Source organism: Gudongella sp. DL1XJH-153, from assembly GCF_049310905.1.
In the GTDB taxonomy this organism is placed as follows: domain Bacteria; phylum Bacillota; class Clostridia; order Tissierellales; family Tissierellaceae; genus Gudongella.
The window spans coordinates 1-12524 of sequence record NZ_JBMEMN010000013.1 but is presented as its reverse complement, the minus strand read 5'-3'; the positions used below and the strand labels follow the sequence as shown (position 1 = coordinate 12524).

Sequence of the window (12524 nt, the reverse complement as noted above, 5' to 3'; positions counted from 1 at the left end):
ACCTCTCCTAACTTAATTAATATATTAAACCTGAATCATATCGTTATCATCAAATATGAAATTTGGTCCCCATGCCACTTCCCAGAAGTACCCATCCGGGTCCGAGAAATATCCATGATATCCTCCCCAGAACACATCCTGAGGCTCCTTGTGAATCTTTGCACCAGCATTTCTCGCCAATTCAATTATCTGATGGACCTCCTCCTTGGTTTTTGCATTGTAGGCAAGTGTTATCCCTGAAAAGCCCTCGCAAATTTGGGGAGGATTCTCACTGTCAACATCCTCTGCCAGTAACTTCAGGGGATATAATTCTAGCTTCGTACCAGAGTTGTCAAAGAAAATTACATCGGGATTATTGTCTTTCTCATCTGTTTTGAAACCTAGCCCATCACGGTAGAAGCTTATTGACCTCTCCATATCCCTTACACCAAGACAAATAATATTTATTCTATTCATACATGCATTCCTCCTTCAAGGCCTATGCCCTCTTGAAGTGGTATATACCCCAAAAGTTTCAACTATATCCATCAAGGAGTACTCTGTTTTGACACCAGAAAACCATCTTCCAGATATTTCTTTTCTTAACATGTCTTTTAGTGTAAAATACAGTAAATACAAAGATGGAGGACTAAGATGATTCAGGTAGAAAGAACAAGGACTTTGAATGACAATAAAATAGCTGACAAGCCTTTTATCATTTACTGGATGCAAAGCTCACAAAGGGTTGAATACAACCACGCCCTTCAGTACGCGATCAGGAAAGCAAACGAATTGGAAAAACCGCTTCTAGTCTATTTCGGAGTAACTGATAGTTTTCCAGAAGCCAATGAAAGACACTACAGATTTATGCTTGAAGGGTTGAAGGAAGTCAGGGATGACCTTAGGGAAAGAAACATAGGAATGTTAATTGAAAAAGTTTCCCCTGAAAAAGGAGCTTTGAAGATTTCTTCAAACGCTGCATTAATGGTTACAGATAAAGGCTATCTTAGAATCGAAAGAACATGGAGGGATTATCTTGCCAGCAACGCAGCTTGTCCTGTAGTTCAGGTAGAAAGCAATGTGATGGTTCCTGTGGAGACCCTCTCGAATAAGGAGGAGTACTCTGCTGCCACTCTTAGACGTAAAATGAACAGGCTTATAGATGAATTCACAGCCACCTTGACTGATGATTCCATATTCATTTCATCCCTGGATATTGATTTAAATCTAATTGAGTTTGATATTGATGATTTGGAAAAGGCTTTAGGAGAAATGGATATCGACCGTTCAGTGAAGCCAGTTGAAGCTTATATGGGAGGTACCAGACATGCTAATTCACATCTTGAAGACTTTATTGAAGACAAGCTCCATAAGTACAGTCAACTAAAAAACGAACCCGGTCTAGATTACTCTTCAAACTTAAGTCCATATCTTCATTTTGGTCAAATCTCTCCCTTGTATATCTATAGAAGATTCCTTCATGTCGACCATGAAAACAAAGAAGATTTTCTTGAGGAGCTTATAGTAAGACGGGAACTGGCAATAAACTTTGTCTATTACAATGACAACTACGATACTTTGGATTCCTTGCATATATGGGCTAAGACAACCTTGAATGAGCATATGGATGATAAGAGGGAGTATATATACTCCCTGCAAGAGTTTGAAAATGCAAAGACCCATGATGTCTATTGGAATGCAGCCCAGAAGGAAATGATCTTGACAGGTAAAATGCACGGATATATGAGAATGTACTGGGGCAAAAAAATACTCCAGTGGAGCAAAACACCTGATGAGGCTTTTAAGACAGCCCTGTTTCTCAACAACAAATATAATCTCGACGGTAGAGATCCAAACGGATTTGCTGGAGTTGCCTGGTGCTTTGGCAAGCATGACAGGGGCTGGAAGGAAAGGGATGTATTCGGGAAAGTACGGTATATGAATGCCAAAGGACTTGAAAGAAAGTTTGATATGAATAGATATCTAGAAAAGGTTGAAAGTCTTCAAAACGAGTAAATATATTCCCTTTGAAATGACACCCCTGTTAAAGTGGGGCGTCATTTTTTGGTTGTCCAAATTAATAATTTATTTTTCGTCGTCCCACCTATATTTTCGATTACTGATCAATTTTTCCAAATCACAATTCAGGCAAAGTCCGTTATGACAACAGATTACGCTTCCACACTTAGAACATCTCCACTTCTTTTTTTCACTATCCAAAAATTTATCCATACCTTGTTCTTTAATAAGTTGAAGGTTATCAATCATGCTCATATGATATTTTGTTCGGTACCGCTTATCCAATGATTTGAGCCTTTTACATGGAAAATCTTCACATTCAAAACAAAACCTTACCTTGCCTTTTCCTATTAATTCACATTTATCTGCCATATGGAGACAATGCTTTTCTCTGGGAATGCAGCCTGGACAGTATTTTCTGTGAAAGCCTCTTTTGTTTATATCATGCTCCTTAAATTGATATGCAACGCACAGTCTGCAGTTCATACCACATGGAGCAATCAAATTTTCTCTCATTACAAGCCGCCTCCTGTATTTACTATGCCTAATCCTTTCCAAAGATTCTCATATTCTTCTATTGTACCTTTTTCGTATCCCTCGCTACTTATCGTCTCTTCTTATCAGAATAGAATCAAGCTGGATGCAAGTCCAAAAAAAATGCTGTATAAGACCATTTCAAAATAAAGTTTACCCATTGCTTTTCTTTGAATATACTTGGATTTCATATATACAAGTCCCTCAATATTGTGTGGAAATGGTATAGCACTGGCTATATCTGTGTACACAAACATTAAGCTTCCCATAAACAAAGCTCTCATAACAAACGTTATTTCTCCTAGTGCTCCAATGATGGGGTACAATACTACCGATAAAATTAATCCCCTAATGAACTGTGCTGGAAGGAACCATTTCTCGACATGCTTCCTTTCTTCCTCAATAGACATATCTCTGGTATAATCAATCAATCTTTTCTGTTCCTCATACAAGTCCTTGCTAACCTTTAGTGCAATCATTCCTGCTACAGTATAAGATACCGTGTGAATAACTATAAATAACAAGCTAAAAATTATGTACCTCATCAAAACCTCCTAACATGGTCTTATTATTGATCCAGCAAAGTGAATTTATAAGTCCCCAAATAATTATGTGACTATTCAGTTTATTTACTGTATAGTCACATAATATAATTAAGTTATTTTTTTGTCAATTATAATACTGATATTAAATTACCTTATTGATTTAATGGTCGAACTGGCCTCGCCTCAATATATCCTCTGTATCCCTGTGGTTCCAATTGAAAACGTGGAGCTTCCTCTTCTGCCCATTCAAACCCGTATATTGCAGGATTAAATTTTTCAATAACCTCCCACAAATCTCCGATTGCTTCACCAAAGTTTTCATCCTCATATGGTTCACCCTGGAAGACCATCATTTTGGCTGGAGGCAAATCGATCATGTCAAATCCTTCAGGTACTTTTCCATTGTAATCAGATGCTACTTCTACGGCTTGAACATATTCTGATGTCCCTGGCTTGATCATGTTCTTCGGCAACCACATTCCTGCAGGTTCATACAGCGCTTCTTTAATGCTTACAAGCAACCCCCATACATTATCACCCACTTCCTCACAATACTCAAAGTACTGGGTTGCATAAGTTCCCCTTTTTAAGATAAGTTTTCTGGCAGGTCTCTCAATCACCTGAACAAATACAGTACTTGTGCCTTTCTTTTCCATAACAATATCCTCTCCCTTTTGGAATGTAAGGTAGTAATCACGAATTCTATGGGGAATAAACAGCTTTATGGGATTTGGATCCATACTGTAGGACTTAGGTGCCACTCCAAATTCCCTGGCAAACGCCCTTGTAAAGCCTTCATGTGAATCAAAGATGAAATCCAAAGCAACATCCACAATCTTGATCTTGTTGTCCCTAAGCCTAATAGCAGCCTTACTAAGCCTTAAGACCCTGATGTACTCAAAAGGAGATTTGCCGGTCAGTTCCCTGAAAATCCTTGCAGAATGCCATTGTGAATATCCTGCAGCCTTCGCCAAATCAGCAAGTGTGATTACTTCGTTGATATTTTCTTCGATGTAATCCTGCATCCTTTGAACTGCATCAATTTTTTCCCATCGTTCCATGAAATAACCTCCTGATGATAAAGATATCATTTAGGCAGCATATTTTCTTGACTTTCCTTGCTAAAGTTACTGGTACTTAAAAATTCAAAAATTCCGCTACAATCTCCTCAAAATCCTCTGGAAAATCATGCCCTAGATCATTCACCCATACGCCTTTAACTGAATTTCCATTATTGATCAATTCATTGAAAAGAATCTTACTCCTGTCCAGACAATCCAAGTCTTTTGTACCGCAGATAATTAACACCTGAATATTTTTACTCTTTATTTTATCAACCAGTCCACCTATATCATTATCAACTACTGGTATCCAGGGAGATTGAAGAATAATTGAAGAACAACTGATATCCTGCTCAAGAATGGCTCGCAAAATCACATTACATCCCGCAGAGAAACCTCCAATTGTTTTTTTTTCGTAGCTATCCCATTGCATCTTCTGCATACTTTCCTTTAGCTGCATTGGTCCCGTTCCTTCATCTTCCCATCTGAAAAGTTCGCAGGAGTCAATCTCCTCTGATTGTATGTATTCAACCTGGTAGTCCATTTCTCCCAGGAACTGCCAATGTCCCCTGCTATGATTCAGATTTTGTTGATTGCCATGCAATGCCAGGAGTATCTTTTCTTTTGACTTATGATTCCATGTTATAATTGTGTTTACCCTATCAAATGACTCCTTGTACCTAATCCTCGATGCATCTTCACATTTTCTGAATCTATCTGTATGTCTTATGCTATCCAGATCCTCATCTTGGAATACCTCAGGTCTATACCAATAACCCCTTCCAACAATTGACTCCTCAAGGTAATCAAGCGCTTCATCCTCTTTGTCACTAAGTGCAGCCAGGCAGTAAAGAAAATTGTAAAACTGGCTGCTAGGAGTAGGAATGCTTTTCTTATGGTATAAAATATATTCATATGCTTCCTTTACACCTTTTTCTTCCAATAATTCCAGTGTACTGTTCAGTACTCTATTCTCTCCCATATACCCTCCTTGTCTTTGTGTTCAGCCACTGCAAAAACCAAACAAAAAAAACGTCCCTACTGTTTTTTCTTACGCTCTTACAAGATTGTAAATATTTCTCAAGTCTTCTTTCCCAAGAAATCTTGGGACTGGATACAATGGATTCGACTCCTTGAAGGCTCTTTCTACCATGACTTGTATATCTTCCTCACGAATTCCTTCAATCTTGTCAGGGATATTCATGTCTCTATTTAGTTCCTTGATTTTCTGGATGAACTTTTCAGCTTTTTCCATTTCACTGTCTATAATCTCAGAGATTCCAGCAAAATCAGCCAGCTCTGATAAAGGCTTGTACACACTTTCACCGAAATAATCCAGTACATATGGTAATATCACTGCATTTGCCAATCCATGTGGAGTTCCATAAAATCCACCAAGTGTATGTGCCACTGCATGAACATATCCAACATAAGCTCTTGTAAATGCAAGTCCTGCAAAGTATGCAGCTTTCTGCATATTTTCCCTTGCTTCTAGATTATCCCCATTTTCATAGACTTCAAAGATATTTTCAAATATTAGTTTGACAGCTTCTTTGCTCCATTCCCTTGTCTCATTTGTGTTACTTCTTCCTATGTAGGCCTCAATTGCATGTGTAAGAGCATCCATCCCTGTAGTGGCTGTTATATGTGGAGGCAATCCAACTGTCAACATTGGATCCAGTACAGCATAGTGAGGTATAAGTGACATATCGTTAATAGCATATTTTTCGTGTGTGGAGCTATCGGTTATAACTGCTGCTATGGTTCCCTCACTTCCCGTACCTGATGTGGTTGGAACGGCAAATAACAAGGGGGTTCTTCTTCTAACTTTTAGCAGACCTCTCATCTGTGGGATTTTCTTTTCCGGTCTTGCCAAACGAGCCGCTACGCCCTTTGCACAATCCATTGAGGATCCTCCCCCAAAAGCAACTATTCCATTGCAATTGTTCTCCTTGTATCTTACCAAAGCCTCTTCAATATTATCTATCGTAGGATTGGGGACTGTACCATCATAGATTGTATATGCAACATCTGCTTCATCAAATCCTTGTAACATTTCATCCATCAGTCCAATACTGATAATCCCCTTATCAGTTATGACCAACAGTTTCTCTACCTGCCTGTCCCTGACAAGAGCATGCAACTTCTTGATACTTCCCTTCCCTTGAATCAATTCCGGCAACCGCCACGGAAGAAAATTTGAAACCAGTCTGAGGATAGATTGATAAAATCTACAGTACATCTTATACATCATAATAACCCCCTTTCCATAACCATTTACCCATTTTAATAGACGTAGTCTCAAAACAGCTTAAAAAACTGCCCTGTTACTTTATATATAATAAAGCAACAAGGCCAAGTTTTCACTTAAAACTACTAAATTTTGCCAAAACCTCTCGGTAAAAAATTTGCAAATGTAGAAGACTATTCCTCATGCCATCATACCTATTGTAAGCTATTTTGTAAACATGATCAAAAGGGAAATACAAATTCCGGATATCAAGGCAATGTAGGAGTGCTGCTTCTCATGAGCCGTTGCTTCTGGAAGAAGATGAGATGCTGATATAAAAATTAAGACTCCGACAACAAAACCAAGTGCAAGGCCAAGAATCTCACTACTTAAGCCGCTTACAAATGGAAACGCTACAAAGGCACCGATTGGTGTAGTTAATCCTGCCACCAGAAAAGCATAAATTATAGCCTTTTTCTCACTGACCCCTCCGCTTACAAGTACCGAAAAAGTTATGACCCCCTCTGCGAATTCATGAACGACAAGTCCAATCCCCGCAAGAAGACCTGTATAAATACTGGCACTAAAGGTAACCGCATAAGTAATACCGTCTATGAATGAGTGTATCCCAATTCCTTCAATTGCCGTTATTCCAAAGGCTAGTGCCTCCTGCTTGGTCTTGTACTTAATTATCTTGTTGCTGAAAAACATAAAAACAAACCCAGCCAACGCTGCAAATCCAGCATTGTTATTCTTTTCTATGGCTTGCGGAAAAGCTATTATTAGGGGCGAAGATATTAGAACACCTGCAGCAAAGCACATGAAGTATTCCTTGTTTCTTTCTACCCAACTCTTATTCTTGTAAATTGCATATATTCCAATTGTATTCACAACCATTGCACTTATTGCAAAAGCAGCAACCCAAATAAAAGTACCACTGTTACCCATATTAACATCTCCTTGGTTAAGTTTACTATTACCATAAAATACCTCTAGGTCTTCCAAAAACAATAAGCAACTGGGAATCCCGGTTACTTATTGTCATGTTGTGTTATATTTAATTGAATTGCAATTCTATTGGACGGAGTAACCGGAACTCATATCTTTTGTCCAACTACTTCCTGGTCATCATGGCACCACATTTTGGGCACTTTATAGTATTGCATGCTTCACCTCTTCCATGAGGTGCTTCTGTTCCACATTCTGGACAAATACAGTAACCCTGGGGGCCTGCACTAAAAGGTCCTCCCATTCTACCTCTACCTGTTCCTGATTGATTTCCTAATCCTGAACCTCTGCCGGTTCCTGCCGGACCTGTTCCATTTCCTCTAGGCATCATTTACACCTCCTGCCAACAGTATGAACTATTCTTTACAATTTAATTATACTCTGTATATAACATATGTCAATTATCCTTCGGAATTTCTACCCTTATAGCTAAACAACAATTAATTCATGGAACCTTAATATCTCCATCATTATTTCATCACAACAACGAGCTATACTTAAGTCAAGATAACAAACAACTTATAAAAAGGAGATGCTAAAAATGAAAAAATCAATAAAAAGAACGATTGGAACCATTATGGCTCTAGGAGTAATACTATCAAGTTCCACAGGAATAACCGCCTTTGCACAAAGCAGTGATATTGGAGCAGGTGGAGCTCTATCTCAAGACAGCTTCACAATTGAGGAAATGCTGAATTTTTCAATAGAAGATGAATACCTTGCCCTTGAGGAGTATAAGGTCATAATTGAGAAATTTGAAGTCAATAGACCATTTACAAACATACTTAAGGCTGAGGAGACCCACGTAAGTCTTTTGGAACCTCTATTTGAAAAGTATGAGCTAGAGATTCCTTCAATGGATTGGGGTTTATTGGTTGTAACACCTGAAAGTCTGGAAGAGGCATATGAAATAGGTGTTGATGCTGAAATCATAAACATAAGCATGTATGAAAAATTCCTGGACCAGGATCTACCTGATGATGTAAGACTGACATTTGAGAGACTGAAAACGGCATCAGAGAATCACCTGGATGCTTTTGAAAGGCAGGTTGAAAGAGGTTCTTCTTCAGCAGATAATGGGGCAAGAGGCAATGGAAGAGTAGATGGAAACTACGGGAAATCATCAAATGGATTTGGTGGAAATAATCAGAGAAACAAAGTTCTAAATATTGAAGATTGTCCTCTAGGATAAAAAGTTCTCAAAAAAGAGTGGTGATCCGAATAATTCGGATCACCACTCTTAATTAAATCACTCATCCTTTACTCTTGGTATAACAACAGTCACTCGTGTACCAATATCCAACCTGCTTAAAACCTCAAAATAGGCTCCATGACGCTCAATTATCCACTGGGCAATTGATAATCCAAGTCCTGATCCTCCTGTTTTTCTAGCCCTTGATTCATCTGATCTATAGAATCTGTCAAATATACGAGGAATGCTTTCAGGCGGAATACCTATACCACTATCCTGAACCGTAATTCTGACTGAGCTATCGTCACCAGAAACCCTTAGAATAATCTGTTCACCTTCAGGAGTATATTTGATACTATTATCTACAAGTATTCTTATGGCTTGTTTGATAAGCTGCTTGTCTGCACTAATAAAGGCCTGACATTTCAAGTCCATCTTAAAGTTATGATTTGTATCAATCATTTCAGCTTCTCGAGCAATTTCATGGATTACTTCGCATACATCAAAGGTTTCCTCATGTAACTGGATTGTCTCATTGTCTCCACGAGCAAGGAACAAGAGCTGTTCTACCAGTTCCTTCATATTCTCAGTTTCTCCCTTGATAGCATCGATTGATTCCTGCATTGTCTTTTCATCATTCTTTCCCCAACGATCAAGCAAGTTAACATATCCTTGAATCACCGAGATTGGAGTCCTGAGCTCATGGGATGCATCTGATACAAACTGAACCTGAGATTGATATGAGTCGTTGATTCTGTTAAGCATTTGGTTTATGGCCGATGCCAATCCTTTTAGCTCCTCCTGGGAACTATCTACAGAAATTTGCTCATCAAGCCTATTTGCATCTATACTGCTTATTGCTCCAGCCAGATCCTTTAGATATCTATCCTGAGATTTTGAGCTCATGGAAGTCACTTCTCTATTCAGACTTCTAGCAGCTTCAGCAAGCTCGTTCAAAGGCTTTAGAGTTCTTCTTATCATCCGTGAACCTTTTACAAAACCTGTAGTCAAGATAATCACTTCAAATCCAAGTATTACAAGAAACAAACCAATAAATATCATAAAATCATTGCCTATTTCATATGAAACATAATTGTTTGTCTCGTTTATTTCGATTGAAGCAACATACTTTAATGACTCCAGTCTATCTATGACATCTTTTTCCAGGTCAGCTGTTAATATACCTAATTCTCTGGTTCCCCCTGTATCATTCCTGTCAATGAATTCCAGTACTGTCTCATTTATTTGAATCCCTTCCAAAGTCTCTTCTTCTTGAGATAAATTCAAATCACCGAATGAAAGATCAGACTCATTATCATACTTACCAGATAATTCAATGATATTATCTATTCCATTTTCTACATTCCAAAAAACAACAAAAAAACTTATCAGGATTATAATTATGTTTATGGCTAAAAATCCTGCAAGCAATCTCCCCATCATCCTTACATTCAGTCGCAAGACAAGTGATGATTGGATTCTGTCTTTTATTGTAGTTGACCCTTTGTTCTTAGTCCTTCTCATCTTTTATCACATACCCCACTCCACGAACAGTATGAATTATTTTCAAGTTAAAGGGTTCCTCAATCTTTGAGCGGAGATATCTAATATAAACATCCACAGCATTCGTTTCCCCTGAAAAATAATATCCCCATATGTGCTCGAGTATCGTTTCCCTGCTGATTACTATGTTCTTATTTTCCATGAGATAATGGAGTAAATCGAATTCCTTCTTTGTCAATTCGATATAACTCTTATCTACTCTGACTTCCCTCTTTACAGGATCTAGCGCTAATCTTCCTACCCTTACTTCTGTTGATGCTTTTGCAGTGCTATCATTTGTCTTCTTTCTAAGCCCTACTCTTATTCTTGCCAGAAGCTCCTCAATGGCAAATGGTTTTGTAATGTAGTCGTCCGCTCCACCATCCAGTCCCGCCACCTTATCCACTACAGCATCTCTGGCAGTCAACAAAAGAATGGGTACATCCGAGTCCTTCCTGATTCTTCTCAGGACTTCAATCCCATTCAATTCAGGCAGCATGATATCAAGTAGAATAAGGTCAAAGGGCTGGGTTGTCGCAAGCTCCAACCCATCCCTTCCATTTAATGCCTTTTCTACTTCATAACCCTCATACTTTAGCTCAAGTTCTATGAAACGAGCTATCTTTTCTTCATCTTCAATTATCAGAATTTTTTCCATCCTTCATATCACCTTTTACTTCATTTTTGAAATTCTCAGCTGCATCTGCTACAGAATCCATTGCACGGTTAACATCTTCTCTTCCAAGATCAGGTCCAACAATTCTATACCTGTATCCAAAGAACATTCCAAGGATTACCAGTGGTATTGTTATCCAGAATGTGAAGAGTAGAAGTACCGCCATAACGGTCACTGGTATTGACATTACCTTTTCTTGACCCTGCATAACTTCAAATGTATTTCTGTTTCCCTTGCTGATTATATCTCCAAGGCTTCTGAAGAATTTTCCTATCATCTGACCAAATGATGATCTTTCGGGTCTGGTATAAGTTTTGTTTCCTGTTGTTCCACCGCTTTTCTCATGAGACTCCTGTTGTCTTTCGTTTGAATTGAAGGTGCCTCCTCCTTCTGGTCTATTGATCCGATTTCGCTTTTCAAGATTGACAATAGCTTCCAGGATATCACCATCTGTTTCCTCAAGAGCCACCTTTGCTTCCTCGTAAGAAATGTTTGCATACTCTCTTAGTTTTTCTACTTGTTCTAAAGTTACCATATTTCAAACCTCCTATTGTTTAGTATGGTTTAATTGTAGCAAGACAACCTTTAAACACAATTTAAGCAAGATTAAAATTACATTAAAAATACAATTTAATTTGTTAATTTATTCTCTATTAGAAATAAAATCTAAGTAATCGGCTCTTTGGATAAGCTCCAGCACTTTTCATACTCTTCAGGGAATTATGGTTGTAATACCAGCAGCCAGATCTGGCTTCATAGCCTTCTTTTTCAACGAGTTCCTTCAGCTGCCTCAAGATATTCTTCGCATAACCCTGTTGTCTCTTATCTTCCATAACAAACATTCCTACACTGGCTATGGATTTGATAACTCGACCGGTCTCAACTATTCCAAAACCAATCAATTCTTCATCCTGGAGTACTTTGTAGACTCTGTAATAATCTACATTGTTTATAACCCTATTCACTTCATCCTCGCTGAAGAAATCTCCTGCCAGTTTGATAATTGATGCTTCATCCGTTGACCGCACCCTTTCAAATTGAATGTTTTTTCTAATGAAATCAGTTGGTACATTTTCTCCAAACAGAGAAAAATAAGCCTGCTTTTCCATTCTTTGGAAACTATCTACACAATGAGCTAAAAAGTATTCATCTCCTGTTGTCACCATTGCATTGGTAACCTTCTCATATCGTTTTATTATTTCAAATATTTCCTGTCCAAGATGTGAATATTCTTCAATTATGTAGAAGGAGGTTATTGTGCTTTCATCATGAATTGTGAAGTAACCAACCATTTTATCTTCTTTCATTAGAGCATAATGATTGCTTTCAATAACATGTTCTTCCCAGAATGATTCTACTGTAATCTTGTTACTAACAATATTTTCAACCATCATGTCCTGGATTTTGTCAAAATTGGTCTTTACTATTCTCATTTTCGCCTCCCGGTTTTAATAGATTATTGCAATGAACTAAATTTTGCACGATATCATATCACCTTGATTATACAACAAATCGATAATAAGAGTACAATTAATTTAGCTACTATGCTCATTTTCTGTCATTTCTCTTCTATTTTGAAGTAATTTGTTATTTCTTGAAGGAAAAATTCAAAAGTTGAATTAAAAGGAATAATATAGTATCCTATAAAATAACTTTTATGATGTTTGTGTTAACTTAAAACTGTACCACCATATTAATTGAAAACTGGTCCACCAATAAAATATAATACCCTTTAAAG

General features: G+C 37.8%; 14 protein-coding genes. 2 read left to right on the top strand and 12 right to left on the bottom strand.

Translation table 11 applies throughout. The features are described from left to right. Positions 1–24: 24 nt before the first annotated feature. Entirely contained in the window at positions 25–456 is a 432-nt protein-coding gene (locus tag ACOEN1_RS06620) for a VOC family protein (protein WP_422485826.1), read from the bottom strand. A gap of 177 nt (positions 457–633) precedes the next feature. Between ACOEN1_RS06620 and ACOEN1_RS06615 the strand changes: the two genes are divergently transcribed. Beyond that, positions 634–1995: a deoxyribodipyrimidine photo-lyase gene (locus ACOEN1_RS06615; protein WP_422485824.1), complete on the top strand. Its 1362-nt coding sequence runs from the start codon at positions 634–636 to the stop codon at positions 1993–1995. Positions 1996–2064: 69 nt separating this feature from the next. Here the strand turns inward: ACOEN1_RS06615 and ACOEN1_RS06610 are convergent, their stop codons facing one another. From ACOEN1_RS06610 to ACOEN1_RS06580, 7 genes are all read right to left on the bottom strand, one after another. Continuing rightward, positions 2065–2514 (bottom strand): DUF3795 domain-containing protein, encoded by a 450-nt coding sequence (locus tag ACOEN1_RS06610; RefSeq protein WP_422485822.1) that lies wholly within the window; start codon positions 2512–2514, stop codon positions 2065–2067. Between the two features lie 104 nt (positions 2515–2618). Next, positions 2619–3077 carry a hypothetical protein gene (locus ACOEN1_RS06605; RefSeq protein WP_422485820.1) on the bottom strand — a complete coding sequence of 153 codons (459 nt, stop codon included), beginning with the start codon at positions 3075–3077 and terminating at the stop codon, positions 2619–2621. 152 nt (positions 3078–3229) lie between these two features. Beyond that, positions 3230–4138 (bottom strand): helix-turn-helix domain-containing protein, encoded by a 909-nt coding sequence (locus ACOEN1_RS06600; RefSeq protein WP_422485818.1) that lies wholly within the window; start codon positions 4136–4138, stop codon positions 3230–3232. A gap of 76 nt (positions 4139–4214) precedes the next feature. Further along, the gene (locus ACOEN1_RS06595; protein WP_422485816.1) at positions 4215–5120 is read right to left on the bottom strand and encodes a TPR end-of-group domain-containing protein; all 906 of its coding nucleotides are present in this window, start codon (positions 5118–5120) and stop codon (positions 4215–4217) included. Positions 5121–5189: 69 nt separating this feature from the next. Then, a complete protein-coding gene (locus tag ACOEN1_RS06590) occupies positions 5190–6392 on the bottom strand; it encodes an iron-containing alcohol dehydrogenase (protein WP_422485814.1) in 1203 nt (400 codons plus the stop codon). Between the two features lie 201 nt (positions 6393–6593). Then, positions 6594–7316 (bottom strand): ZIP family metal transporter, encoded by a 723-nt coding sequence (locus ACOEN1_RS06585; protein ID WP_422485812.1) that lies wholly within the window; start codon positions 7314–7316, stop codon positions 6594–6596. 166 nt (positions 7317–7482) lie between these two features. Further along, positions 7483–7704: a hypothetical protein gene (locus ACOEN1_RS06580; RefSeq protein ID WP_422485810.1), complete on the bottom strand. Its 222-nt coding sequence runs from the start codon at positions 7702–7704 to the stop codon at positions 7483–7485. A gap of 213 nt (positions 7705–7917) precedes the next feature. Between ACOEN1_RS06580 and ACOEN1_RS06575 the strand changes: the two genes are divergently transcribed. Beyond that, positions 7918–8568: a DUF2202 domain-containing protein gene (locus ACOEN1_RS06575; protein ID WP_422485808.1), complete on the top strand. Its 651-nt coding sequence runs from the start codon at positions 7918–7920 to the stop codon at positions 8566–8568. Between the two features lie 57 nt (positions 8569–8625). Here ACOEN1_RS06575 and ACOEN1_RS06570 read toward each other — a convergent pair whose 3' ends face one another. The 4 genes from ACOEN1_RS06570 to ACOEN1_RS06555 form a co-directional block, all read right to left on the bottom strand. Continuing rightward, on the bottom strand, positions 8626–10092 hold the full coding sequence (locus ACOEN1_RS06570) for a sensor histidine kinase (protein WP_422485806.1): 1467 nt from the start codon (positions 10090–10092) through the stop codon (positions 8626–8628). Then, complete coding sequence (locus tag ACOEN1_RS06565) at positions 10079–10768, bottom strand: response regulator transcription factor (RefSeq protein ID WP_422485804.1); 690 nt, start codon at positions 10766–10768, stop codon at positions 10079–10081. Before ACOEN1_RS06565 ends, ACOEN1_RS06570 begins: the two co-directional genes overlap by 14 nt. Next, positions 10746–11321, bottom strand: coding sequence for a DUF4342 domain-containing protein (locus ACOEN1_RS06560; RefSeq protein WP_422485802.1), 576 nt, complete (start codon positions 11319–11321; stop codon positions 10746–10748). Before ACOEN1_RS06560 ends, ACOEN1_RS06565 begins: the two co-directional genes overlap by 23 nt. 118 nt (positions 11322–11439) lie before the next feature. Beyond that, entirely contained in the window at positions 11440–12219 is a 780-nt protein-coding gene (locus tag ACOEN1_RS06555) for a GNAT family N-acetyltransferase (RefSeq protein ID WP_422485800.1), read from the bottom strand. Positions 12220–12524: the final 305 nt, after the last annotated feature.

Excerpts from the sequence above, each read along its gene's own strand:
- ACOEN1_RS06620 (WP_422485826.1), bottom strand. The coding sequence starts at position 456 with ATGAATAGAATAAATATTATTTGTCTTGGTGTAAGGGATATGGAGAGG.
- ACOEN1_RS06615 (WP_422485824.1), top strand. The coding sequence starts at position 634 with ATGATTCAGGTAGAAAGAACAAGGACTTTGAATGACAATAAAATAGCT.
- ACOEN1_RS06610 (WP_422485822.1), bottom strand. The coding sequence starts at position 2,514 with ATGAGAGAAAATTTGATTGCTCCATGTGGTATGAACTGCAGACTGTGC.
- ACOEN1_RS06605 (WP_422485820.1), bottom strand. The coding sequence starts at position 3,077 with ATGAGGTACATAATTTTTAGCTTGTTATTTATAGTTATTCACACGGTA.
- ACOEN1_RS06600 (WP_422485818.1), bottom strand. The coding sequence starts at position 4,138 with ATGGAACGATGGGAAAAAATTGATGCAGTTCAAAGGATGCAGGATTAC.
- ACOEN1_RS06595 (WP_422485816.1), bottom strand. The coding sequence starts at position 5,120 with ATGGGAGAGAATAGAGTACTGAACAGTACACTGGAATTATTGGAAGAA.
- ACOEN1_RS06590 (WP_422485814.1), bottom strand. The coding sequence starts at position 6,392 with ATGATGTATAAGATGTACTGTAGATTTTATCAATCTATCCTCAGACTG.
- ACOEN1_RS06585 (WP_422485812.1), bottom strand. The coding sequence starts at position 7,316 with ATGGGTAACAGTGGTACTTTTATTTGGGTTGCTGCTTTTGCAATAAGT.
- ACOEN1_RS06580 (WP_422485810.1), bottom strand. The coding sequence starts at position 7,704 with ATGCCTAGAGGAAATGGAACAGGTCCGGCAGGAACCGGCAGAGGTTCA.
- ACOEN1_RS06575 (WP_422485808.1), top strand. The coding sequence starts at position 7,918 with ATGAAAAAATCAATAAAAAGAACGATTGGAACCATTATGGCTCTAGGA.
- ACOEN1_RS06570 (WP_422485806.1), bottom strand. The coding sequence starts at position 10,092 with ATGAGAAGGACTAAGAACAAAGGGTCAACTACAATAAAAGACAGAATC.
- ACOEN1_RS06565 (WP_422485804.1), bottom strand. The coding sequence starts at position 10,768 with ATGGAAAAAATTCTGATAATTGAAGATGAAGAAAAGATAGCTCGTTTC.
- ACOEN1_RS06560 (WP_422485802.1), bottom strand. The coding sequence starts at position 11,321 with ATGGTAACTTTAGAACAAGTAGAAAAACTAAGAGAGTATGCAAACATT.
- ACOEN1_RS06555 (WP_422485800.1), bottom strand. The coding sequence starts at position 12,219 with ATGAGAATAGTAAAGACCAATTTTGACAAAATCCAGGACATGATGGTT.